This window comes from Aquisalibacillus elongatus (assembly GCF_003843875.1).
Lineage (GTDB): Bacteria > Bacillota > Bacilli > Bacillales > Alkalibacillaceae > Aquisalibacillus > Aquisalibacillus elongatus.
Genome location: NZ_RKRF01000009.1, coordinates 253,170 through 275,006, shown reverse-complemented (window position 1 = coordinate 275,006; position 21,837 = coordinate 253,170). Strand labels below are relative to the sequence as shown.

At 38.2% G+C, this 21,837-nt stretch carries 24 protein-coding genes and 2 pseudogenes; 12 read left to right on the top strand and 14 right to left on the bottom strand.

Features of this window, described 5'->3' with window-relative positions:
- Positions 1-15 precede the first annotated feature (15 nt).
- A complete protein-coding gene (locus EDC24_RS09630) occupies positions 16-750 on the top strand; it encodes a DUF899 domain-containing protein (protein ID WP_124222011.1) in 735 nt (244 codons plus the stop codon).
- Positions 751-920: 170 nt separating this feature from the next.
- Entirely contained in the window at positions 921-1,091 is a 171-nt protein-coding gene (locus EDC24_RS15180; protein ID WP_170158535.1) for a hypothetical protein, read from the top strand.
- Between the two features lie 98 nt (positions 1,092-1,189).
- Here EDC24_RS15180 and betB read toward each other — a convergent pair whose 3' ends face one another.
- The 8 genes from betB to EDC24_RS09590 form a co-directional block, all read right to left on the bottom strand.
- On the bottom strand, positions 1,190-2,665 hold the full coding sequence (betB, locus tag EDC24_RS09625) for a betaine-aldehyde dehydrogenase (RefSeq protein ID WP_124222009.1): 1,476 nt from the start codon (positions 2,663-2,665) through the stop codon (positions 1,190-1,192).
- 40 nt (positions 2,666-2,705) lie between these two features.
- Positions 2,706-3,704: an NAD(P)/FAD-dependent oxidoreductase gene (locus EDC24_RS09620; protein ID WP_124222008.1), complete on the bottom strand. Its 999-nt coding sequence runs from the start codon at positions 3,702-3,704 to the stop codon at positions 2,706-2,708.
- Between the two features lie 20 nt (positions 3,705-3,724).
- Positions 3,725-4,084, bottom strand: coding sequence for a Rieske (2Fe-2S) protein (locus EDC24_RS09615; protein WP_124222006.1), 360 nt, complete (start codon positions 4,082-4,084; stop codon positions 3,725-3,727).
- Between the two features lie 18 nt (positions 4,085-4,102).
- The gene (locus tag EDC24_RS09610) at positions 4,103-5,158 is read right to left on the bottom strand and encodes an amidohydrolase family protein (protein ID WP_124222005.1); all 1,056 of its coding nucleotides are present in this window, start codon (positions 5,156-5,158) and stop codon (positions 4,103-4,105) included.
- A gap of 254 nt (positions 5,159-5,412) precedes the next feature.
- Positions 5,413-5,931 carry a CueP family metal-binding protein gene (locus EDC24_RS09605; protein ID WP_124222003.1) on the bottom strand — a complete coding sequence of 173 codons (519 nt, stop codon included), beginning with the start codon at positions 5,929-5,931 and terminating at the stop codon, positions 5,413-5,415.
- 96 nt (positions 5,932-6,027) lie between these two features.
- Positions 6,028-6,225, bottom strand: a complete 198-nt coding sequence (locus EDC24_RS09600; protein WP_124222100.1) for a hypothetical protein — start codon at positions 6,223-6,225, stop codon at positions 6,028-6,030.
- A 39-nt stretch (positions 6,226-6,264) separates the two neighbouring features.
- On the bottom strand, positions 6,265-7,545 hold the full coding sequence (locus tag EDC24_RS09595; RefSeq protein ID WP_124222001.1) for an NAD(P)-binding domain-containing protein: 1,281 nt from the start codon (positions 7,543-7,545) through the stop codon (positions 6,265-6,267).
- 15 nt (positions 7,546-7,560) lie between these two features.
- The gene (locus EDC24_RS09590; RefSeq protein WP_124221999.1) at positions 7,561-7,914 is read right to left on the bottom strand and encodes an ArsR/SmtB family transcription factor; all 354 of its coding nucleotides are present in this window, start codon (positions 7,912-7,914) and stop codon (positions 7,561-7,563) included.
- Positions 7,915-8,162: 248 nt separating this feature from the next.
- On the opposite strand from EDC24_RS09590, the gene EDC24_RS09585 reads away from it, so the two are divergent.
- From EDC24_RS09585 to EDC24_RS09575, 3 genes are all read left to right on the top strand, one after another.
- Positions 8,163-8,645 (top strand): DUF2975 domain-containing protein, encoded by a 483-nt coding sequence (locus tag EDC24_RS09585; protein WP_211342363.1) that lies wholly within the window; start codon positions 8,163-8,165, stop codon positions 8,643-8,645.
- A gap of 9 nt (positions 8,646-8,654) precedes the next feature.
- Complete coding sequence (locus EDC24_RS09580) at positions 8,655-8,873, top strand: helix-turn-helix domain-containing protein (RefSeq protein ID WP_124221997.1); 219 nt, start codon at positions 8,655-8,657, stop codon at positions 8,871-8,873.
- Between the two features lie 234 nt (positions 8,874-9,107).
- On the top strand, positions 9,108-10,325 hold the full coding sequence (locus EDC24_RS09575) for an MFS transporter (protein ID WP_124221995.1): 1,218 nt from the start codon (positions 9,108-9,110) through the stop codon (positions 10,323-10,325).
- Here the strand turns inward: EDC24_RS09575 and EDC24_RS09570 are convergent.
- Positions 10,322-10,813 (bottom strand): kinase, encoded by a 492-nt coding sequence (locus tag EDC24_RS09570; protein WP_124221993.1) that lies wholly within the window; start codon positions 10,811-10,813, stop codon positions 10,322-10,324. The two genes, EDC24_RS09575 and EDC24_RS09570, sit on opposite strands and share 4 nt — an antisense overlap.
- A 222-nt stretch (positions 10,814-11,035) precedes the next feature.
- Here EDC24_RS09570 and EDC24_RS09565 point away from each other — a divergent pair, with 222 nt between their 5' ends.
- From EDC24_RS09565 to EDC24_RS09550, 4 genes and pseudogenes are all read left to right on the top strand, one after another.
- Entirely contained in the window at positions 11,036-12,070 is a 1,035-nt protein-coding gene (locus EDC24_RS09565) for an acyltransferase family protein (RefSeq protein ID WP_124221991.1), read from the top strand.
- A 130-nt stretch (positions 12,071-12,200) separates the two neighbouring features.
- The gene (locus EDC24_RS09560) at positions 12,201-12,650 is read left to right on the top strand and encodes a ferritin-like domain-containing protein (RefSeq protein WP_124221990.1); all 450 of its coding nucleotides are present in this window, start codon (positions 12,201-12,203) and stop codon (positions 12,648-12,650) included.
- Between the two features lie 84 nt (positions 12,651-12,734).
- A complete protein-coding gene (locus EDC24_RS09555; protein WP_124221988.1) occupies positions 12,735-13,304 on the top strand; it encodes a class I SAM-dependent methyltransferase in 570 nt (189 codons plus the stop codon).
- Between the two features lie 119 nt (positions 13,305-13,423).
- A pseudogene (locus EDC24_RS09550) lies at positions 13,424-13,633 on the top strand (aldehyde dehydrogenase family protein); the annotation flags it as partial.
- 35 nt (positions 13,634-13,668) lie between these two features.
- On the opposite strand, the gene EDC24_RS09545 reads toward EDC24_RS09550, so the two are convergent.
- From EDC24_RS09545 to EDC24_RS09530, 4 genes are all read right to left on the bottom strand, one after another.
- Positions 13,669-15,048: an N-acetylmuramoyl-L-alanine amidase gene (locus tag EDC24_RS09545; RefSeq protein ID WP_124221986.1), complete on the bottom strand. Its 1,380-nt coding sequence runs from the start codon at positions 15,046-15,048 to the stop codon at positions 13,669-13,671.
- A 176-nt stretch (positions 15,049-15,224) separates the two neighbouring features.
- A complete protein-coding gene (locus tag EDC24_RS09540) occupies positions 15,225-15,788 on the bottom strand; it encodes an NADPH-dependent FMN reductase (RefSeq protein ID WP_124221985.1) in 564 nt (187 codons plus the stop codon).
- 11 nt (positions 15,789-15,799) lie between these two features.
- A complete protein-coding gene (locus EDC24_RS09535; protein ID WP_124221983.1) occupies positions 15,800-16,858 on the bottom strand; it encodes an LLM class flavin-dependent oxidoreductase in 1,059 nt (352 codons plus the stop codon).
- A gap of 117 nt (positions 16,859-16,975) precedes the next feature.
- On the bottom strand, positions 16,976-18,757 hold the full coding sequence (locus tag EDC24_RS09530) for an ABC transporter substrate-binding protein (protein ID WP_124221981.1): 1,782 nt from the start codon (positions 18,755-18,757) through the stop codon (positions 16,976-16,978).
- A 134-nt stretch (positions 18,758-18,891) separates the two neighbouring features.
- On the opposite strand from EDC24_RS09530, the gene EDC24_RS09525 reads away from it, so the two are divergent.
- The 3 genes from EDC24_RS09525 (at position 18,892) to EDC24_RS09520 (ending at position 20,542) form a co-directional block, all read left to right on the top strand.
- Positions 18,892-20,133 carry an MFS transporter gene (locus tag EDC24_RS09525; protein ID WP_124221979.1) on the top strand — a complete coding sequence of 414 codons (1,242 nt, stop codon included), beginning with the start codon at positions 18,892-18,894 and terminating at the stop codon, positions 20,131-20,133.
- Positions 20,134-20,195: 62 nt separating this feature from the next.
- Positions 20,196-20,318 (top strand): hypothetical protein, encoded by a 123-nt coding sequence (locus tag EDC24_RS15420; RefSeq protein ID WP_281274517.1) that lies wholly within the window; start codon positions 20,196-20,198, stop codon positions 20,316-20,318.
- 56 nt (positions 20,319-20,374) lie between these two features.
- Positions 20,375-20,542: a YozQ family protein gene (locus EDC24_RS09520; RefSeq protein ID WP_124221978.1), complete on the top strand. Its 168-nt coding sequence runs from the start codon at positions 20,375-20,377 to the stop codon at positions 20,540-20,542.
- 62 nt (positions 20,543-20,604) lie between these two features.
- Here the strand turns inward: EDC24_RS09520 and EDC24_RS09515 are convergent.
- A pseudogene (locus tag EDC24_RS09515) lies at positions 20,605-21,825 on the bottom strand (MFS transporter).
- Between the last annotated feature and the right edge of the window lie 12 nt (positions 21,826-21,837).

Sequence of the window (21,837 nt, the reverse complement as noted above, 5' to 3'; positions counted from 1 at the left end):
AAAGGAGGTAATTACATGAATCAAAATCACTACATTTCTGCACAGCCTGAAGTGGTTGACCGGACAACGTGGCAAGCCCAATTGAACGAGTTGCGAATCCGAGAAAAGGAACATACTCGTGAAGGTGATGCAATTGCGGCAGCCCGTCGGCGTCTACCAATGGTCGAGGTGGACCCTACCACGCCGTTGATTGGCCCAGATGGACCGGTCACATTGCTGGATACGTTCGAGGGCCGCAGCCAGCTGATCGTTTACTTTCACATGTGGCACACCGGTAGGCCTGCTTCTGAGCAGTGCGAGGGCTGCACTTTTTCTACGACACACATCAACGAGTTGTCCTATCTGCACTCACGGGACGTAAGCTACGCAACTTTCTGTGAGGGGCCTTATGAAGAGAACTCCCGGTATCGTGACTTCATGGGCTGGACGATGCCTTGGTACTCGGTGCCGGAAGAAGCGGTGGATCGATTGATCGTAGACAGGCACTTTGGCATTCTAGTCAGTTATCTTAGGGATGGAGACAAGGTTTACGAGACCTACTGGACCACGGGCCGAGGCAACGAACTAATGTCGCCGTCGTACGGATTGCTTGACTTGACTGTTTACGGTCGGCAGGAGTTCTGGGAGGATTCGCCAGAGGGCTGGCCACAGCATTGGGGCTCTAAAGGTGGTCAGTTTCAGCTGAACGGCCGTCCGACCGCCCAGTGGTCCCGCCTGGCAGAAGGCCGCTCCGACAATCTCGGCACCTAGATTACACCTTCAATGTTGGCAGCTATGCTGATAAAAGGAGTGATTTGAGGTGGCCGCGTTGAAGACAAATTTATGAAGTGTTTTAAGGGTTATAGCTTAATAATGCATATAGTCCTTTCTTCTAACCAAACTAATTATAGTCAGTGCATACAGTTAGAGGAGGGAACGCCTTGAATCGAAAAGATCAACGAATTCAAAATAACAGCCAGGATCGCTACAAGAAAACTAAAGAAGCCGAGGAATTAAACCCGGATGATTTTGAGAGTAATAATCAAAAAAGTGAGAGTCTACAAGAAGATATAACAGATGAATTAAATCCAGATGATTTTGACCAAAATTAATAATAACCCCCTTCTGAATTTTGAAGGGGGTTATTGCATCTAAGATAACTATATCGAAGTAATGTGTGTCGAATCGGACCTAGATATATTAATGTGTTTTAGTTCCCAAACCAGTTAAGAGGTTCGGGTTCTAAGTTGTGGAAAACATGCTTCGTTTCTGTATATTCTTCTAGTCCAAGTGTGCCTAGTTCGCGGCCAATGCCTGATTGTTTGAAACCGCCCCATGGTGCATGAGGGAAGTATAAGTTGAATTCATTGATCCATACGGTTCCCATTCGCATTTTTGCGGCACAGCGTTTGGCTTTTACAATATCATTTGTCCAGACACCGCCAGCTAATCCGTAAATCGAGTCATTTGCTAGTTTCATGGCTTCATTTTCCGTACTGAACGTCTCAACCGTTATAATTGGACCGAATGCTTCATCCTGTACGATGCTCATGTCAGTCGTGCAGTTCGTGAAAATGGTAGGTAAATAGAAAAAGCCGTCTTGGAGCGATGAATCTTCAGGGCGTTTACCTCCTACGACTACAGTTGCTCCTTCAGATTTACCTTTTTCTACATACTTTTCGACTTTCTCAAGATGTTCTGCAGAAATAAGTGGCCCCATTTGAGTCTCTTCATTAAAACCATTACCGATCTTAATTTTTTTCACGCGTTCTACTAATGCTTCAATAAATTGGTCGTGAATTCTTTCTTCTATTATGATTCTTGTTCCAGCTGAACAAATTTGACCTGCGTGGAAAAAGACAGCATTCATAGCTTGGTCAACGGCTGTATCAAAATCTGCATCAGCAAATATGACATTTGGATTTTTTCCGCCGAGTTCAAGTGCTAGCTTTTTCACATTATCACTTGCTGCTTGCATTATTTTTTTCCCAGTTTCAATTCCACCTGTGAACGAAATTAAGTCAACATCGTAATTTCTCGAAAGTTCAGCACCGACTGTGTGACCTGCTCCAAGTACGAGGTTAGCAACTCCTTTTGGCACTCCGGCTTTTTCGATTAATTCAAATATTTTTATGGTCGTTAATGGTGTGATTTCACTTGGTTTCATGATTAGCGTATTGCCAGTGACTAATGCAGGTGCTAGTTTCCATGAAGCTTGAAGTAACGGGTAGTTCCAAGGCGTAATTTGTCCGCATACTCCTACCGGTTCATGAACGACAAGGCTTTCAGAATTTGGAATAGGTGATTCGATTAATTCGCCACCATTTTGATCCGCAATCTCCGCATAATAACGAAAGACTCCAGCAATGTCATCCATATCTCCACGACTTTCCTCAACTGTCTTTCCGGTATCTAATGATTCCAAGGTTGCTAATTCTTCTTTATCATGTTCTATCAATTCTGCAATTTTACGGACAATTTGCCCGCGCTCTATAGCAGGTGTTGAGCTCCAGTCACCTTCATCAAATGCTTTTTTGGCTGCATCAATAGCCTCTTTAGCATCAGATTCATCACCTTCTGGGACGGTTGCAATAACTTCTTGGTTAAATGGATTAATAATTTCGCGCGTTTGACAACTGTTGGCTTCAATCCACTTTCCATTAATGAACATTTTATCTAACGTCATCTCTTAATTCTCCTTCTGTTCTAAACTGTAAATTACCTGATTAGACTCCACTTAAAACTCTTGTACTATGTGGTGGCTGCACTTTTACATTTGGGTCAATATAATGTTTAGCCTGACTGATGGCAGTTGGAGCCTCACCAAAACCAGATGCGATGAGTTTCACTTTTCCAGCGTGAGTCGTAATATCACCAGCGGCATAAATTCCAGCAATATTCGTTTCCATTTTTTCATTGACGACAATAGAATTTTTCTCTAATGTTAAGCCCCATTCTTTAATGGCGCCTAAACTTGAAACGAATCCATAATTAACGATTAAGGTGTCAATATCTAGATTTTCCTTACGATCACCTTTGCTTTTCTTTAAGGCTAGACTTTCAATCTTATAATCACCGATTAGTTGATCGATGACCATGGGTGTTTTAACTTGAACCGTTGATTCTAATAATTGATTGACACTGTGTTCGTGAGCTCTAAATTGATCCCTCCGATGAACTAGTGTCACTTCTTCGGCAATCCCTTCTAACATAAGCGCCCAATCAACAGCCGAATCACCGCCACCTGTTATGCAGACTTTTTGATCTTTGTAGGCTTGAAGATCAGAAATCGAATAGTGCAGGTTTTTCCCCTCAAATTTTTCTGCTTCCTCAAGTTTCAAACGTCGAGGCTGAAAGGCCCCGGCGCCACTTGTAATAATGATCGTTTTCGCATAATGGACTGTTTTAGTCGTTATGACTTTAAATAATTGCTCATCAAGCTTTTGTACATCTTGAACATCTTCTTCTAAACAAATGGCAGGATCAAATTGTTTTGCTTGTTCTTCTAGTTGTTGAACTAAATCTTTTGCTAAAACTTTAGGGAATCCAGCAACATCATAAATATATTTTTCAGGATACAGAGCCATCAACTGGCCACCTATCTGAGGTAAACTGTCAACGACTTTAACGGACATTTCACGCATTCCACCGTAAAAGGCAGCAAATAATCCGGCAGGCCCTGCTCCAATTATGATTGTGTCAGTGACTTGCTCAGAATCTTCCATAGATCATCACCTTCTAATGTTTATTTGTAAACGATGACATCATCGTCTTCTATTCTTAATTTAAAACCTGGTAATTTTTTATTAGGGTTGGCTAGCATTCTACCTTCATTTTTAATATCAAATTCTCTTCCATGCCAAGGACAACGAATAATTTCTCCTTTTCTGCAGTAGTGGTAGTCACCGGGCTTACTCTCTTCCGTTGTGGCACCACAAATCATCCCTTTATCCAAAGGGGCACCTTGGTGTGTACATTCGTTTCTGAATGCATAAAATTCACCATCTAATGTCCGACAAACCAAGACATTTTGTTTACCGAAATCAGATTTCATCATCTCACCAGGTTCAATATCAGTAGTTTTACATACGACTTGTTCTTTCATGATTCATCCTCCTTCAAATTAGGGCAGTTTTGGATAAAATGCCTTTGCGTTATCGGCAAATATTTTCCTTTTAAGGTCTGGGTCCATATTCGGCAATGCACGCGTTGGAGAATCATAGTCCCAGTGTGGATAGTCCGTCGAGAAGCATAATATTTCATCACTACCCATTTGCTCAACAAGTGATTCAAATTCATGTTTCGTCAGTTCTTCTGCGGGCTGTGTTGTGACCCGGATTTGATCTTTAAAGATTTGACTTGGTTTTCTCTTTAACCAAGGTACTTCATGACGGAGGTCTCGATATTGTTGGTCCATCTTCCACATTAAATGTGGAATCCAAGTGTAACCACCTTCAATCATCATTAGTCCTAGGTTTGGAAATTTATCGAAAACCCCGTTAAAAATCATGTTGGTAACAATTTTCATATGAGCGGTTGAGATTAGCGTATGCCATTCAATGAAATATCTCGGCCATTTCCCGTAATATACAGGTGGTTCATTATGGTGCATACCAATCATTAAATTGTGCTTTTCACAAGCTTCAAAGATTGGATGGTAGAACGGGTCACCCCACATAATGTCGTCAATTGGTAGTAAAACTTGAACCATTTTCGGGTGTGAACCAACTCTTTCAATCTCTTTAATGGCACCGTCACGATCATGTGCATTAATATGAACTGATCCATATAATCGGTCATCTTTCTCTAACCAATTGTTAATTTGCCAATCATTATAGGCAGACGCTAAAGCGGTCGCCATCTCATACCAACCGTGCATAGAAGATGGAGATGGATCAAGTGCACTCGTTAAAACGCCATACTCGTGATCTAAATCATCTAATAGTTGCTCTTGCATAAACGCTAGATCCGTACCTGGTAGACGCCCGTCAGGAACAACGGTATCTGCACGATCCACCCCAGCTACAGATGGTTGTGTGTATGGCATATGTTTTTCTTGAACCCAATGACAATTTTTAATGTAATGCTTAAAAGGTTCATCAAGATATTCTAGAATATCTTCATATTGAACGCGTTCGTGAATATCAGTATCTACTAATCTGATTTGATCTTTAGACAAAATACATTCCTCCCTAAGTCGTGTTTTATTAAAATGCATTGTAGCAGTGTATATAGAATTTTCAAAACTTACTGAGAGAGGATGAGAGCCATTTAGATCAGTCAGTGAAGCTCAGTGAAGGTCAGTGATACTTTTATAGATTTTAAACAATAGATAAGAATATGGGGCTTATGAAGACAAAAAACCACCTTCAAATCGCAGAAACGATGAAGGTGGTTTAAATAATTTGTTTTGTGGTTTTTATATAACTAGTTTTAAGACAATTGCATCGTTGTAATACAAGTCCCGTCCGATTCAAAAGTTGATACCTCTTGTTCAACAACTTTATTACCATGTTTTATTGTAACGTTATATGTTCGATCACGAGGAAGCCATAAATCAAAGAAGCCGTTCTTAAACGCTTCAACTTCCTCATCTACCATGACATTACCATCTTGGTCCTCAATATAGACATCAAAAGTTTCTTCTGCCATTTCACCCTGGCACCCCGTTAAGCTATGGTTGGCACAAGGATGTGTTTGATTCACGTACGGTGCAATCGAGACAAAAAACTCATCTTCTGGTAAATCATAAACCTGTTCATTTCCATCTGGGTCTTGAGTAATCAGTTGCTCAGAAGTGATGGAAGCAGAACCTTCTGTTATTTCGTCAGTACTATAATCTTTCACTAACTGCTTAATATCAACATCATTTTCATTTGAAGATGCGTCTTGTCCGCAGCCAGCCAAGATCACCGAGATTGATAATATGGCTAGAACTAATTTTAATTTCATCTATGGGGTCACTCCTTTGTTTGAATCGATTTAAATTATATCATCTATTGTAATCAAAAGCAGTTAAGGTATTTGACGATGTATAGAATATTTTCTTCAGTCTTTTAGTTCTTCGTATGCTTTACTAAACTCCTGATAACTAAAATCACCTAAATGGTGCTTATTATTATCGAAAATTCGAAGAAAAGTGATTGCCTTGGCTTCGTCAACAGTGCAATTCATAGTATTCATGAGTAATTTCATATAAGAAACAAAATAGTCTTTTCTTAAATTCCCCGATTGATTAATCACCATCATAATCACTCCTAGATTCTATTGTCATCTTTTAAAACTTTAAGAACATCCACATGAGTTATTGGATTCTATTAGTTGATGTTGTGTAGAGTTAACCTGACATACCCCAGTTTCAGGGAGTTTTAATTTAACTTTAGTGGCCTCTTCCAGGTCCCCAGCTATATATGCAGCTATGGAACGAACTTGCTCGTAACCTGTTGTCATTAGGAAAGTTGGAGCTCTACCGTAACTTTTAACACCTACAATATAAAAGCCTTTCTCAGGTTGTTTTAATTCTTTTTCGCCATGTGGTCGTACTGTCCCGCAACTATGAAGGTTTGGATCAATTAAAGGAGCTAGTTGTGGGGTGCTTTGTACTGCAGGATCTATTTCAAGTCTGATCTCAGATAAAAACGAAAAATCCGGTCTTGCTCCTGTGTTAACAATAATTTCATCTACATCGTTGATGATGATATCGTGACTACTTTGAATGGAAAAGGAGCCATTTTGTTCAATGATGTCATCAACATAAAAATTGGAATACACATTAATTAGGCCTTGGTCAACCAATTGATGGGTTTTTGAACCTAATTTACCTCTAGCTTCAAGCTCATCATGATCTTCACCGCCAAAAGTATCTTGAATATTTTGCTTTCGAACAATCCATGAAATTTTAGTCTTCGGATATTGAGTTTTGAGTTCGATAAGATCGTTTAATGAGTTTTGTGCTGAATGTCCACTGCCAATGACAGCAATATGTTTATTTTGATATGTTTCTTTTTCTTCAAAGACGTTAGGGATGTGGGTATGAATGCTTTCTGTTAATGATTCGTTTCTCCAAACGCCATCTGCAAATGGTGGATTCGGATGATTCCATGTTCCTGTTGCGTCAATGACCGCTTTAGCTTCAAATTTCTTGATTGCCCCTTCGAGCTTGGTGTAAATGATAAACGGTTGATTTTCTCTATCGTTAGATTTCATCCTATCGATATTTTTTCTCGTAATATTTACAACTTCAGCATTCAAAAGAATCTGTTGGTTTAACTCTTTAGTTTCTGACAATGGTTTTAAATATTGATTCACTAATTCATAACCACTAGGTAAGTGACTAGGATCTGGTTCAATCCAGTTTGTTTGTTTTAACAGTTTTTTAGCTGCCTGATCAATATTAAACTCCCAAGGTGAAAACAACTGAACATGACCCCATTCAAGGATGTGGCTGCCAGGTTGATCTCCTTTTTCAAGGATTAGGAATGACTCATCATATTCGTATAAATGTGCTGCGGCAGCAAGCCCGACTGGTCCAGCTCCAATGATTATAGTAGGTAATGTTTTTATCATATAACCGCTCCTTTACTAGTTGTCACAAGAACAACTGTTAATTGTTTTTTCATCGTTTGATTTGCGAAATAAACAACAAAGCTCTTCGGAAAGCACATTATTTATTTCATCATGATTTAAAGAATAATAACTCCAAGTTCCTTTTTTCTCCTGAATAATTAAATTTGCTTGTAATAAAATTTTTAGGTGATAAGAAAGCTTGGATTGTGCCATCCCCATATCTTCAGCTAAGTCGCATACACAGATTGAATCATTGTTTGATGCAGCTAATAAGTTAAGTAAGTGCAATCTTTTTTGATCGGCTAAGGCTTTAAAGGTTTTTTCGTAATATTGAAAAGTACTTTGTAAATCTTCAGTAATAGGAGACATTCATCATCGACCTTTCTATTATATATCAAGATATTTTGATGTATTTTTAATTGTATATCAAAAAAATTTGATATACAACTAATAAATCAAATTTTTTTGATTATTATTTTGATATTAATAAAAAAAGGAACTTGAGAACACAGGGATAAGTGTTGAAGATGATAAGTGTTATTTTCTTAAAAATTTATTGATAATCAATAAATTTTTATCTATAATCAAAAGTAAGACTAAAAAATGAGGTGAACGTTTTGAAGAAAAGCTCTACAACTTTCCTTAAGTTGGTTATTATTTTAATTGGATTAGCTGTATTAACCGTATGCGTCACTGTTTTACCAATGGTTGCGATTAACTTGGCAGATAATCCAACGTTCGTGAAATGGGTCATGTATCCAATTATAATCGGAATGTATGTTTCCGCTATTCCATTTTTCTATGCACTATATCAAGCTTGGCGATTACTAACTTACATTGACCACAATGAAGCGTTCTCAGATTTGTCAGTTCATGCCTTAAAAATTATTAAACAATGTGCACTAACAATCAGTGGGGTTTATGTCTTAATGATGCCGCTTATTTATATTTTTGGTGAGAAGGATGATGCTCCCGGCGTGATTCTAATGGGGTTAGTGATTATTTTTGCATCATTCGTCATTGCAGTCTTTGCTTCTGTGTTACAGAAGGTTATGAAAAGTGCGCTTGAAATTAAAACAGAAAATGACTTAACAGTGTGAGGTGAGATCATGGGAATTGTTATTAACATAGATGTCATGTTAGCAAAACGGAAGATGAGTGTCACAGAACTTTCTGAAAGAGTTGGAATTACCATGGCTAACCTCTCTATTTTGAAAAATGGTAAAGCGAAGGCCATCAGATTCTCAACATTAGAAGGCATTTGTAAGGCATTGGACTGTCAGCCAGGGGATATTATTGAGTATGTGGAAGATGATGAAGAGAATTAGTCTTTTTTAAATTCAAAAATAGCGCATAAACGGTTTTAAAAGGGCTCATAAAATAGAAAAAGTAACTCGTAAACTCAAAAAGGGGCGTATAAACGTGACAAAGTAGCTCATAAAGTAGAAAAAGTGTTGCATAAAGTAACAATTTTCGAACTTATATTCAGAAAATTTTCATATTTTCTTCATATTTAAAATAATTAATATGTTACCCTTGAGGCCAAGAGGAGAAGATCAATTATGAAGAATGAGTGGAGAAATCCCGCTATTCTCTTGGCTTCCTTAGGGCTTGGGAATATCGGAAATTTTATATACCTAGTGACGATTAATATACTTGTATTTGATATGACAGGTTCTGCTACGGCAGTTGCAACACTTTGGTTAATTGGACCATTAACCAACATCGTGATGAAACTTTGGACAGGTAGTTACATAGATTTTCGTAGTAAACGTCATATTATGATTCAAACATATATCGTTCGTGGACTGTTCATTATGATGTTACCGTTTGTGTCTCATGTCGCCTTGATTTATGTCATATTGGTCATCCTTAATATGGCGAATGCCTTCTTTGGTCCTTCATCAACGACTTACATCACTTTAACGATTTCAAAAAGTATGAGGAAGCAATTTAATTCGATTCGAAGCTTTACGTCATCGTCTGCTTTTATTATTGGTCCCTCCATTGGTGGTGGGCTCATTTTATTAACGAGCATCCAATCAACACTTTGGATTAATGGGTTATTCTTCATAATTGCAGCTTTATTGCTTTTATTAATTCCTAACAATGAAAATATTGATAAGAGTACGATTCCTAAATTGACCTTGAGCCAGGTTAAACAGGATTTTGTTGTGGTAAAACAATTTATGGCAGTCCATAAATATATTGCAATCGTCTATTTAGGGTTTGTCTTTGTTATGGTAGCGACTTTTGCGATGGATGCACAAGAGGTCGTATTTGCTCAACAAGTGATTGGATTATCAGAAGTGGAGTATAGTTGGTTGGTTAGTATAACCGGAATTGGTTCTGTTGTTGGAGGATTGATTCTATCTATTTTCTCCAAGCATTTCTCAATTCGTTTTATGATTAGTATTGGAATTGTTATGGCATCGGTGGGTTATGTGATTTACGCTTTTTCTTGGTCTTTCGCATCTATAACCATTGGTTTCATGTTACTGGGCTTCTTTTTAGTATTTTTAAATGCAGGGATTTCAACATTCTATCAAAACAATGTACAAACTGACTTAATGGGGCGAGTGACGAGTATAATCCAGTTGATCCAAAGTGCCTTACAAGTAATACTTATCCTGTTGGTAGGTTTACTGGGTGATTTAATATCATTAAGGGTTACCATCATAGGATTATCTTCATTGATGTTAATCAGTGCATTGTTTTATGTTTATTTAGTGTTTCAACCAAAGTATAAGAAGTTCTATGCGGAGGACGAGCAACTCTAACATTGGCCAAGAATTAAATTTAAAATATCATTATGTGACATATCTTTAGTTATTAACGTTTCACCCTCTACCTCAAGGTAGTCCTGAAGATTCCACCACCTGCGTAAGGAATCTTCACCGAATTCATTTACCTTTTCGCGTGAGTTGTGGCGTTTAACGGTTTCTTCAAAAGGTAGATCAAAGTAGTATGTACAGGCTTTTTGATTGTAAAATTGAATTAAATCTTTCAGCATATCACCGTATCGCTTGCTATATAAAATTCCTTCTACAATGACAAACTCACAATTTCCCTTTCCGTATTCAGCGATTTGACGGATCAAATCAATGGAAAGGTTTCCCTCTCGGTCTTGAACTTTTAACATGTCTCTACGAACGGTATCTTGAGAGACTACCAGTGTGCCTCTACCAAAGTGTTCTTGAAGGCTTTTAGCAATAGTCGTTTTTCCGCTTCCAGAATTTCCGCGTAGGATGATTAGTTTAGATTCCATATGGCTCACCTACTTTAAATTAATTTGAATAATCTAACTTTACCACAAACTCAATCAGTTTTTTATGTAATCCTGTAAAATATTGAAACCGAGGTACCCCTTAAAAGGTTCTCGGTTTTTTCAATCGTATAACAATCCATTTACAATCTATTAAAAGTCGTTTGGTTGTGAAAATAAGTGGGGTATAGTGAAGGTAAAAGTGTATGAAAAGGGAGATACTGTATGCAACGAGAAGCTTATTTTGATAATGCCAAACTCCTTTTCATTTTCTTGGTTGTTTTTGGCCACTTGATTCAACCTCTGAAAGGGAACTTAGTCAGTGCAGATGTTCTATATCAATGGATTTATATATTTCATATCCCGGGGTTTGTTCTAATTAGTGGTTTTTTTGCAAGTGGGGCTCGAGATCATTCTCATTTATCTAAACTATTAAAACGTTTGCTCATACCGTTTGTTATTTTCCAAGTGTTTTATACCATAAGCTATACTCTAGCTGGAAATGGTGATTGGTATATAGGGTTTTATGAGCCTCAATGGAGTTTGTGGTTTTTAGTTAGTTTATTTAGCTGGCACATTCTATTAATTTGGTTTAAAAAATTACCACCATTAGCGGGGATTGCTATCGCCTTTTGTGTTGGACTGTTAATTGGAGTCATACCTTTTATTGGGCATGGTTTAAGTTTATCTAGAACCTTTGTATTCTTCCCGTTTTTCTTAATGGGGTATTGGCTAAGTAAAGGGCAATTATTCCAGTTACAATATGCAAAATATAAAATCATGGCTGTGAGTATCCTAGTGACATCGTTTGTGATCAGTTATTTTTACCCAATGATTCCATCTGAGTTATTGTTTGGCTCTTATTCATATCAAGCGATTGAACTTCAGTCAATTGGTATTTTAAGTCGTTTTGGATTATATGCCTTAGCGCTATTAATGGTATTTTCGGTATTGGCCTTAGTCCCTCAAAGAAGGTTTACTTTTACCCATTTAGGTCAGTATACGTTATACGTTTATCTGTTGCATGGCATCATCATTCAAGCTACACGACAGGCTGAGCTGTTCCAATTAAATGAAAGCCTAGATATTATAGCACTAGCCTGTGTAGCAGGTGCAATTGTATGGTTACTAACATCAAATTGGGTAATGACTGTTACTCAGCCTTTGGTTGAATGGAAAACAACACGCTTACAACAATGGATTGAAGATCGAAAACAAAAGGATTCCATTTATCAAAATAAATCATATAAAAATGGATAGTAAGTCAAATAGCAGGTGATTTCAGAAGTGAGATCACTTGCTATTTTTTCCATATACTTCTGAAATGGTATAACATAATCCCAAGTTAATACATAAATTAGAGAAAGATTATTAACTAGGAGAGAGATCGATGTACTTACGCCAAGGTGTTGAAAGTTACGGTGCAAAAGGAGCGCTTAGTGCTTCTGCGCTTGATTTAAGTCAAATGTTAACGTATGCCATTCAAGATGAGTACTTAGCACAATCAAGGTATCAAGTTGTTATTAATGAGTTTGGAGCTGTCAGACCTTTTACACAAATACAACAGGCGGAAGTTCGGCATATTAATGCTTTAATTCCGCTATTTAATCAATACCAAATACCGATTCCAGAAGATGATTCAAGACAATACGTGATGACACCAATAACATTGAAGCAGGCTTTTGATGAGGGTGTTGAGGGAGAAATTGATAATATCTCAATGTATAATCGTTTTCTAAATTTAGATATACCGAATGATGTTAGATTTGTGTTCACGCAATTACGAGATGCGTCGCTTAATCATTTGGAGGCGTTTCGACGGGGAGCGCTACGGGTATAACAAGAGGATGAGATTTGTCATCCTCTTGTTGTTATGACGATAGTTGGGAATACTATAAGTGAAATAAATTAAGGAGTTGATAGGATGCATGGACACGGTCATCGTTTTGATCCGAAAAAAGCGGACAAGCTGTTAAGCGAAGAGCGACAAGAAAGTTTGAATTTGAAACGGGTCATGGAATTGATGGATCTTCATTCCGAAGATGTTGTAGCGGATTTTGGAGCTGGGAACGGGTTCTTTACAGTGCCTTTTTCAGAGCAAGTTAATCAAGTATTAGCAGTTGATATTGAGCCCAAGATGTTAGATTTACTGAAGGAACATGCTGAATCCAAAAATCAAACAAATATTGAATATGTCGAAAGTGATTTACAAGACATTAATCTGAGTGATGATGTAGCGGATAAAGGCATCATTGCGTTTGTCATGCATGAAATTCCGAAGATGGAAGTCGCGCTTAATGAATTTAAACGAATTATCAAAAGTGGCGGAAGCTTGTTAATCATCGACTGGGAAGCGGTTGAATCAGAATCAGGTCCACCGCTTCATGAGCGAATTGCATCCGATGATATGAAGAGATTCTTGGAAGAACAAGGCTATACGCCAACTTTGGAACATTTAAATGAGTCCGTTTATTTGATTAAAGTCCATTTTTAATTTCAATTGGGAGGACACAAACGTTAATAAAAAGCGTTTAAATGTAAATAGAAAGTGCCTAAACGTAAATAAGGGAGCTCCAAACAACAATAGAAAGTACCTTAATGTTAAATAGAAGGCACGCCATTGAAGTAGCCAAATATATTGAAGCTGGTACAACGATGATTAATACAGCAGCCGTTCAAGGCTTGGATGTGCGTTTTCCATTTGGTGGAGTTAAACAGTCAGGCATTGGACGTGAATACGGGGAGCAAGGCCTTTTAGCATATACGAATACGCACGTCATTAATATCCCGGAGGATGGGGATTTACCATACATTCCAGAATAAATAGTTAAAGAACTGAGATGAGCTCTCAGTTCTTTTTACGTAATTTGATCTTTTGTGTTCTCTAATGTCTCTATCGCAAAATCAACCATACGTGTGTAAATATCTAAAATGGATTGACCATAGTTGTCACCTGGCACAGCCCATTTTCCGTTCAAATCAGTCCAGCTCGGAGCACTGCCTCGGGTGACTAAGTCAAAGCGCGGGTCGACTAAGGGCGCATCATCCGGTAATGCTTGTGAAGTTGCATAAGCATAAAGGTGTTGGATGTGCGCTAACACACCCTCTTCTGGTGATTCAAAGCTCGCACCTGGGTTTTCGTCACTCGTAGCACCAATCCCGGCGTAGTTGTTTTGATCTGGTTGCACAACTCCAGTGAATTTAAAGTAATTTGTCTCATGAAGGGCTTGGGCAAAAGCGATGTCTCCTCGAATGCCGTATCTTTCGCCAAAATGTAGGTAATATTCGGCAATCTCGATGGCATCAGAATTGAACACTTTTACAAAACGATTCATAAGTTCAGGTGACAACATCGTGTCGCCCTGAATCGCGTATCCATTTGTATCATCAGGTTCTTCTGGTTGGTCGGGTTCTTTTGGGGCTGGTGAAGAGGTTTCATTAGGTTCGTTTTTAATATAGGCATCTTTAATTCCAGCAGATTTGACACGATTGAGATGATTTTCAGCATTTTCCCTACTCTGAAAGGCACCGGCTTGAACACGATACCAAGTCTTACCTGATATCGTAACAGCCATCGGGAATGCTTCAATGCCTCGGTCTTCTAAAAACTGAACACGGCGTTCAGCGTTTTCTTTAGCTTGGAAGGAACCAGCAATAATTTTGTACAAACCACCAGTATCATCGGTTTCTTTAGGCTTAAGGTCAAAGGCTTTAGCCAAACCATTGACGTGGCCTTGTGCGACTTTTTGACGGAATCCAGGATCCTCTAGCAATTTAGCATCCTGAGTGTTATCAATAAAACCATTTTCAGTTAACATAGCAGACATGTTTGTTTCTCTTAAGACATGGAAGTTAGCTTTTTTCTTTCCTCTATTTCTTAAAGAAATCGCATCGGTGATCTCTTCATGAATAACATCACGGTATTGCGCAGTCTGTGAAGAGTTTGACAGACTACTATGAATATAGTCTTCATAACCCCTGGTACTGCCGTTGAACGCATTACAGTGAATGGATAAATAAAAGTCCGCTTCCCAAGAATTAGCTTCATTCGTTCTTTGGGTTAAACTTTTATACTGATCACTGGTACGGCTCATTTTGACTTCTACATTATCATAAGTTTGATTTAACAGTGAGCGTATTCGAAGGGCAATGTCTAAATTAACACTCTTCTCTACTAAACCACTACCACTTGCGCCAGGGTCTCTTCCGCCGTGACCGGGGTCTAAATATAGTTTCATTAAATCCCTCCTTAGAGAAATCTTACATTCTATTATATGAAATTTTTGAGATTTACGGTGGACGATTGTAAGATTTCTATTAAAAATATTATTTGATAGTATAATCGTCGCTAATTTTTAAAAGAGGGGCAGAATAGAACAGGCCAGGCAACGATGAGAGAGCCTGACCTGTTCTGTTAAAAATCATATTTCGCTTCTTCTTCACGCATTCGTTGATATGTCTCGGTTAAGACGACGGTATCTTGCACTAACCGATCAATGCGGAATAGCACATCATGGTTAATAATTTCTTTTCGCTCGAAATCTTCTTCCTCAATAAATACATAGGATTGTACAATTTGAGCTTTCATATATCCTAAAATAGGCTTAAGTTGATTTTCTAAGATTAAAAAGTGCTTTGGTGACCCTGCTGTTGCGAGCATTCCTACGACTTTGTCGCGGAGAGCATTCACAGGCAGGAGGTCAAAAATATTTTTCAACGTTGCAGGAATCGATGCTTGAAAGATTGGCGTTCCAATGAGGATTGCATCAGCTTCCATTATCGTTTTGGTAACATAGCCTGTATCACCTTCGTATTCGAGGTAGTTACGGCCGTCACTGAATTGAAGGTCGTAATCGGCTAAATCAATTAATGTAACTTCATGATCAGGGTATTGTTTAGTTATAGATTGGACGGTATAATCCATCGCTGTTCGTGTTTTCGAGCCAACGATAGAGCCGGAGATCGCAACAATCTTCATCAGTTAACCTCCTAATTTTTCTTCGTGTACTTACGGATGGCTGGTAAAACTTCCGTAGCAATCGTCTCGATATTGCGTTTTAGTTTATCAAACGTCACGCCACCAAAATCCATTTGCGCAATGTAACGTTGGTGACCGAACAATTCGTGCTGATACAGTATTTTTTCAATGACTTCTTGCGGGCTTCCGATATTCATCACATCACGCGGGTCAGCGCCCTGTGCGAAGTGTTGTTTCGGGAACCCTTGTCCGTTCGTGCGTTTCATTCCCTCATTGACGTGAGGATAAATCTCGCGCTGCGCCTGTTGTGTCGTTTCAGCTGTATAGAAAAATCCAGCAGTTGATACTGGGAATTCATTAGGATCGTAGCCGCTTTTTTCAAGCGCATCACGATAGGTATCAATCGAGCGTTTAAAGACCGTGGCTGGGCCTCCTAAGTGTGCTAAATACATCGGCACGCCAGCAGCACCCGCTTTTCGGGCACTAGATGGATTTCCACCTACCGCCCGCCAGATCGGGATCGATCCGTTTTTAGGCCTTGGAAGCACCCTCGCATTACGAAGAGGAGCACGGAATTGCCCTTCCCAATTAACGACTTCATTCTCATTGATTTGAAGTAACAGATCAAATTTTTCCTCAAATAATTCCTCGTAATCCCTAAGGCTATAGCCAAGCAATTCAAAATTACCGATACGCGATGCACGTCCTGCTACCATCTCAGCACGGCCTTTGGAAATCAGGTCAAGCGTTGCAAAATCTTCGTATGCACGCACAGGATCCAGGGTGCTGATGATGGTAGACGAGCTTGAAATTTTAATTTTCTCTGTTGCTTGAGCAATCGCTGCCAACACCACTGAGTGAGCTTGCGTCGTGAAAAAATCCTGATGACTTTCCCCGACGCTAAAAAAGTCAATCCCAGCCTGCTCAGCAAGCTGAGCGAGCTCGATGATTTCATGAATCCGCTGTTCAGCAGAAATTCGCTCTCCCGTGTGCGGTTCAGGCAAGTGATCGCCTAGCGTGTATAGTCCAAATTCAAGACCATTATTAGGGTCAATGCGGTGTTGTTCCATATGTAATATCCCTTCCTAACGATTTATTATCTATTTTGTCGATATATTATCCATATTTAGATTTTATTATCTAATTACCGACTTTTATTATCTATTTCAGTGCATTTATTCTCTAATTTAAAATTTGTACCATAACTTATGATAACTCAATCTGTTGTTTAAGTTAATTTCTATGCCTTGTAATCGTTCATCTGCTTCTACACTAATATGAATTTTCCTTTGATAAAGGAAAATGGTGAAGTATTCATCAAGTAAAAATTCCTCTATCTCTCTTAAGTTTTGGTAAGCAGATTGAGTATCTGAACTTTTCCATACAGTATCCAATAATGAATTAAGATGTGTTCTTGCTTCATCAGGGATCGTATTACAAATGAAGCTGGTGTTAGAAGTGTATGCATTCATTAATGATACTAATGGGTTATCACCTAAACTGAATCCTGCTATGACTAAGTCCGTTTGATTCAGATTTTCTTCTTTCGAAAGTTCAAAAATATCGACGACTCTAGTTTCAAGGTTAATGCCAACCTCTTCAAAAACTTCTTTTAAAACTTCGAGTTCGTACTTAAAATATGCATCATGCTTAAGACAAGTCGATGTTAAAGTCAGAGTTTTACCTATAAAACCTTGATCTTTAAACCACTTCTTGGCAGCTTCGTAGTTTGAATGCTGTCTTAAGGGCCTAGCTTGTGGGTCAAACATACTATCAGGAAACCAAACATCATGGTGTGGATGATGTTTGAAGAGTTTTGGTCGATCCAATAAATATGATAGATGTTTTCTGAACTCAGGGTGTTGGTGAATCCCTGATTTTTGGTGATTAACAGCTATGAAGGTTCCACCAAGTTGTGGTCGAAACCAATCCTTCTTATTAACATTTAACGTATCTTCATTCACAATTCGATAATGAATTTGACGTTGAGGTGAGATTGGTTTTTTCGGAATGCTGTACAATTCAACTTTATCTAAAAGCGGTCTATAACCAAAGTAGTTTTGAAAGGCTTCTAAGATTAAGTGGCCTTGGTTGTGACTTTTAATCAAATATGGACCACTTCCGATTGGATGATAGCGAAATTTATTTGGTTCTTCTAAGTAGTCCGAAACAGGAATAATACTGGCTTTGTGTCCGGTAAACAACTGCATAAATAATGGATTGGGTTGTTCTAGTTTAAATTCAATTAATGTTGAAGTTGGCGTATTGATCTCTTGAATTTGTTCGATCATCTGGCGTTTCCAAGCAGCTAGTTGTTTTTCTTTCCAAATTCGCACATTATCACGAATCTCAGATGATGTAATGGCTTTTCCGTTATGAAAAAAGAGCCTTTTTCGTAAATAAATTCTCCAAACGCGGCTATTGTCTTTAGACTCCCAGTGGTGAGCCAATTCTGGAGCAAGTGTCTGTGTTTCTTGATCAAACTTGACTAAACAATTAAATATATGCTCAATAATATGACCTTCGTGACGTGTTGTGCTTTCCCAAGGTACGAGAGAATGAAGTGGATAGTAGTAAGGGTAGCTTAATACGTCCAACCCTTCGTTATGTTTCGTAGATGGTGTCCATTGAAAGTGATTCTCCAACCAATTAACGAATGATTCTTCTAACGTCTCTTGTTTTTCCATCCACTTAAGAGCTTTAGATATTTGGCCATGCTTAATCCACTCTTGAACTTGTTGCTCTTCAATTTCTGTGGGCTTTTTTAAAAGTGTCAAAGTTGATGCGTTACCTCGGCCAGGGTTGGGATCCCATTGAATCCAGTTTTCCGCCTGCATCTGCTTAATAATTGATTTAGTATGTCGAGTTGAACACTGAAGAGCCTTAGCTAATTGGTCTAAGTAAACTTCCGTTGGTTCAGCTCCGTAATTTTGAAAAAAGGTGAAGTAATGTTGTTTTAATTTCATCATCTTTTATTCCCCCATAAGTAAAAAGGTGAAGTGAAAATTTTCGGTAATACGTTCTTTTTATTCCTGTTTTTTCTTTGTACCATAGAATTTAGAAAAATTCTACAATTTTTTGGAAAAGAGAAGAGGGAGATACGATGAGCGAAGTAGTTAAAGTGAGCACAGAAGCAGAACCCCAACCATCAATATGGAAAAACAAAAGCTTTTTGTTTTTATGGACTGGCAGTTCGATTAATAACTTAACCTTCCAAGTGTTTGTGTTGGCCATTCCGATTATTATATATGAACTCACACAGTCGACTTTTGCTATGAGCGCTATGCGAGCTATTCAGTTTATTCCGAATATACTGCTTGGTATTATCATTGGAGTAATTGTGGATCGACTGAACCGAAAGCGACTAATGATGGGAGCATTATCTGTTCAAATTTTGATGATTGCTTCTATAGTGGTTTTACTAATGAGTGATCAACTAGTGGTTTGGCATTTGTATATGTTAGGGTTTGTACTTTATTCAAGTAGTTACGCGTTTGGTAACGCATACCATACTATTTTGCCTTTGATCATGCCTAAAGGTCAGCTGACAACAGCAAATTCGGCCTTAACGTTTATGAGTACGTTTATAAGTATTATAGGGCCAGCTTTTGCAGGATTTATTCTTCTTTATATGAACCATTCATTTGGTTTAAACATTACTTTGGCAGGAATGTTAGTGCTTTTATTATTAACAAGTTTAGTGAAAATTCCTCATGAAGAACGGGAAACACGTCATTTTAATAAAGAAGGCATCTGGTTAGATATTAAGGAGGGCTGGTATCAATTGGTTGGAACCGCTGAGTTGTGGATTGCAACTTTGATGGTATTAGTTTCGAACTTCGCCTCCTCACTTGCCGGAGCTGTGTTGATCTTTTACGCTTTAGATTCATTTAAAATTAATTCAGGTGAGCTTGGTTTTATTTTTTCAGCTAGTGCAGTTGGAGGCATTATAGCTTCTTTTATTGCGAAAAAAAGTCGAGATTGGGCACCGAGAGGTAAGTTGTTTGTTTGGACTTTTTATTTTGCCTTTTTCGGACAATTGATTATGTTTTTATCAATGAATTGGTATTGGTTAGCTTTTGGCATGTTTTTGTTGGGATTTCAAACGACATTTTTTAATATTCATTATTTGACGTTTAGACAAGAATCTACGCCAAACCATCTATTGGGTAGAGTGGCAGGAACGTCTTCAATGATTATGAAATCTGCTGCTCCACTAGGTTTTTTAATTGCTGGTGTTTTTGGAGAATTCATAGAAGTGCATTATATCTTTTTAGCATCAGCCATCATTTATGTTATGATTCTGGTCTTTGCCATGCGTTCACCAATTTACCGAATAGGTTGATTTCACAACAAGAATAGTACAAACTCCCTCCTACATAAATTTTTATAAAGGAGAGGATGGCTATGCTTAGGGAAATCGACTGGCAGATGGTCTCATTCGTTGGTGGTTCAATGTTAAAGGAATATTGGATTTATTATAGATTGCCTCAAATTTATTATTGGGAGAATGACGATCAAAAAGCATAAGTGTAGGCCTTTAATTTCTGTTCATACTAAGGGAAAAGTATGAATGGAGGTTAAGTATGAAGAAAAAGAAGCAAGAAGAAAATAAGGTTGCTGAGAAAAATTATGAGCCTTCAGATTATGAAGGGAATTCGCAAATCGAACAAGGTCTTGCGGAAACGCATGAACAGGTCTCAGACGGTTATCATGAAGGTACGATTGATCGGAAAGAGGGGAAGGAAGACTAGTAGGCAATGCCCTATTTTAGTGCTAAAAAATACCCATCGAACTTTTTCGGTGGGTATTAATATTAAGATGCCAGCCGCTCACCGTCAATTTCTTCATCAATAAAGCTAAAATAGGGCAATAATATACCAATGAATGAAGTTAAACATATAATCGTTCCAATCATGAAGTACATCGGGCGAATGCCGTACAATTCGCTTAATAACCCACCTAATAAAAGTCCGACTAAGACGGCTGTTCGAACGATTAACATTCTTACCGAGGTTATTTTACCCATTAGTTGATTCGGAACGACCTGCTGTATGAGTGTTATGTTATGGATGCTGAAAATCGCAATCATGACACCACCTATGCTTTCAGTAAAGATGGCAAACCAAACATTTTGGTTAAAGCCTAGAGCAATGAAGGTTAATCCCCCGATAAAAAGCGCCCCTAGCATCATCAGTCGTCGACTATTTAATTTTATATAATTTATTAAAACCGATCCGATTACATAACCTAATGGAAAACCTGCTAAAAATAGCCCGTAGTGAAGTTCACTACCTGAAAGGACTTCTGTAATATAAGGAATCGTGATGACAATTGTGACTCCTACTCCAAATTGTACAAAGGCTATAAAAATGCTTAACCATAATATGATTTTTTGTCCGAAGAAGTATGAAGTACCTTCTATAAACTCCTGAATCCAAGGTTTGCGAATGTCTCTAGGTCCCCGATTTTCTTCAACCCGTAAAATAAGTAACCCACTTAAAATAAGCAGAATACTAACTAAGGCTAACGTTATTTCTGTACTTAGATATTGGACAACGATCCCAGCTGCAATGGGCGCGACTACTGTCATAACTCTTATCGTACTCTCTAAATAACCGTTAGCAGTTTGTAATTGTTCTTTTGGAACAATGGTTGGTGTAATTGCCTGGTTTGCTGGTACATAAAGAGGGGTGATAATGCCGATAAAAAACTGAACAACTTACAAATGCCAAACTTCAAGTTGGCCCATGGCTAAAGCCAATGCCGGCAAGATGAAAATAAGCCCTCTTGACCACTGAGTTAATACCATCACCCATTTTCTACTCCACCGATCAATAAATGGTCCAATGATGAGCTGAAGAATTAATGATGTTAAATAATATAAAATCCACATGCTCCCTAAAGCTAATGTGGATCCTGTAAGCTGGTATACTAATATTGACATACAAAACGTTCCGAACTGTCCACCCAGTTCCGAGACACCGCTCCCCATCCAAACAGAGGTAAAGGAACGATTTTTTAATAATGAGGCCATTTTTTGCACACC

Bases quoted from the DNA above. Each gene is read 5' to 3' on its own strand.
- betB (WP_124222009.1), bottom strand. From the start codon at position 2,665: ATGACGTTAGATAAAATGTTCATTAATGGAAAGTGGATTGAAGCCAAC.
- EDC24_RS09605 (WP_124222003.1), bottom strand. From the start codon at position 5,931: ATGAAATTAAAATTAGTTCTAGCCATATTATCAATCTCGGTGATCTTG.
- EDC24_RS09600 (WP_124222100.1), bottom strand. From the start codon at position 6,225: ATGGTGATTAATCAATCGGGGAATTTAAGAAAAGACTATTTTGTTTCT.
- EDC24_RS09630 (WP_124222011.1), top strand. From the start codon at position 16: ATGAATCAAAATCACTACATTTCTGCACAGCCTGAAGTGGTTGACCGG.
- EDC24_RS09575 (WP_124221995.1), top strand. From the start codon at position 9,108: ATGAAGAATGAGTGGAGAAATCCCGCTATTCTCTTGGCTTCCTTAGGG.
- EDC24_RS09525 (WP_124221979.1), top strand. From the start codon at position 18,892: ATGAGCGAAGTAGTTAAAGTGAGCACAGAAGCAGAACCCCAACCATCA.
- EDC24_RS09555 (WP_124221988.1), top strand. From the start codon at position 12,735: ATGCATGGACACGGTCATCGTTTTGATCCGAAAAAAGCGGACAAGCTG.
- EDC24_RS09565 (WP_124221991.1), top strand. From the start codon at position 11,036: ATGCAACGAGAAGCTTATTTTGATAATGCCAAACTCCTTTTCATTTTC.
- EDC24_RS09615 (WP_124222006.1), bottom strand. From the start codon at position 4,084: ATGAAAGAACAAGTCGTATGTAAAACTACTGATATTGAACCTGGTGAG.
- EDC24_RS09535 (WP_124221983.1), bottom strand. From the start codon at position 16,858: ATGGAACAACACCGCATTGACCCTAATAATGGTCTTGAATTTGGACTA.
- EDC24_RS09580 (WP_124221997.1), top strand. From the start codon at position 8,655: ATGGGAATTGTTATTAACATAGATGTCATGTTAGCAAAACGGAAGATG.
- EDC24_RS09590 (WP_124221999.1), bottom strand. From the start codon at position 7,914: ATGTCTCCTATTACTGAAGATTTACAAAGTACTTTTCAATATTACGAA.
- EDC24_RS09545 (WP_124221986.1), bottom strand. From the start codon at position 15,048: ATGAAACTATATTTAGACCCCGGTCACGGCGGAAGAGACCCTGGCGCA.
- EDC24_RS09620 (WP_124222008.1), bottom strand. From the start codon at position 3,704: ATGGAAGATTCTGAGCAAGTCACTGACACAATCATAATTGGAGCAGGG.
- EDC24_RS09530 (WP_124221981.1), bottom strand. From the start codon at position 18,757: ATGATGAAATTAAAACAACATTACTTCACCTTTTTTCAAAATTACGGA.
- EDC24_RS09540 (WP_124221985.1), bottom strand. From the start codon at position 15,788: ATGAAGATTGTTGCGATCTCCGGCTCTATCGTTGGCTCGAAAACACGA.
- EDC24_RS09570 (WP_124221993.1), bottom strand. From the start codon at position 10,813: ATGGAATCTAAACTAATCATCCTACGCGGAAATTCTGGAAGCGGAAAA.
- EDC24_RS09560 (WP_124221990.1), top strand. From the start codon at position 12,201: ATGTACTTACGCCAAGGTGTTGAAAGTTACGGTGCAAAAGGAGCGCTT.
- EDC24_RS15420 (WP_281274517.1), top strand. From the start codon at position 20,196: ATGCTTAGGGAAATCGACTGGCAGATGGTCTCATTCGTTGGTGGTTCA.
- EDC24_RS09595 (WP_124222001.1), bottom strand. From the start codon at position 7,545: ATGATAAAAACATTACCTACTATAATCATTGGAGCTGGACCAGTCGGG.
- EDC24_RS09520 (WP_124221978.1), top strand. From the start codon at position 20,375: ATGAAGAAAAAGAAGCAAGAAGAAAATAAGGTTGCTGAGAAAAATTAT.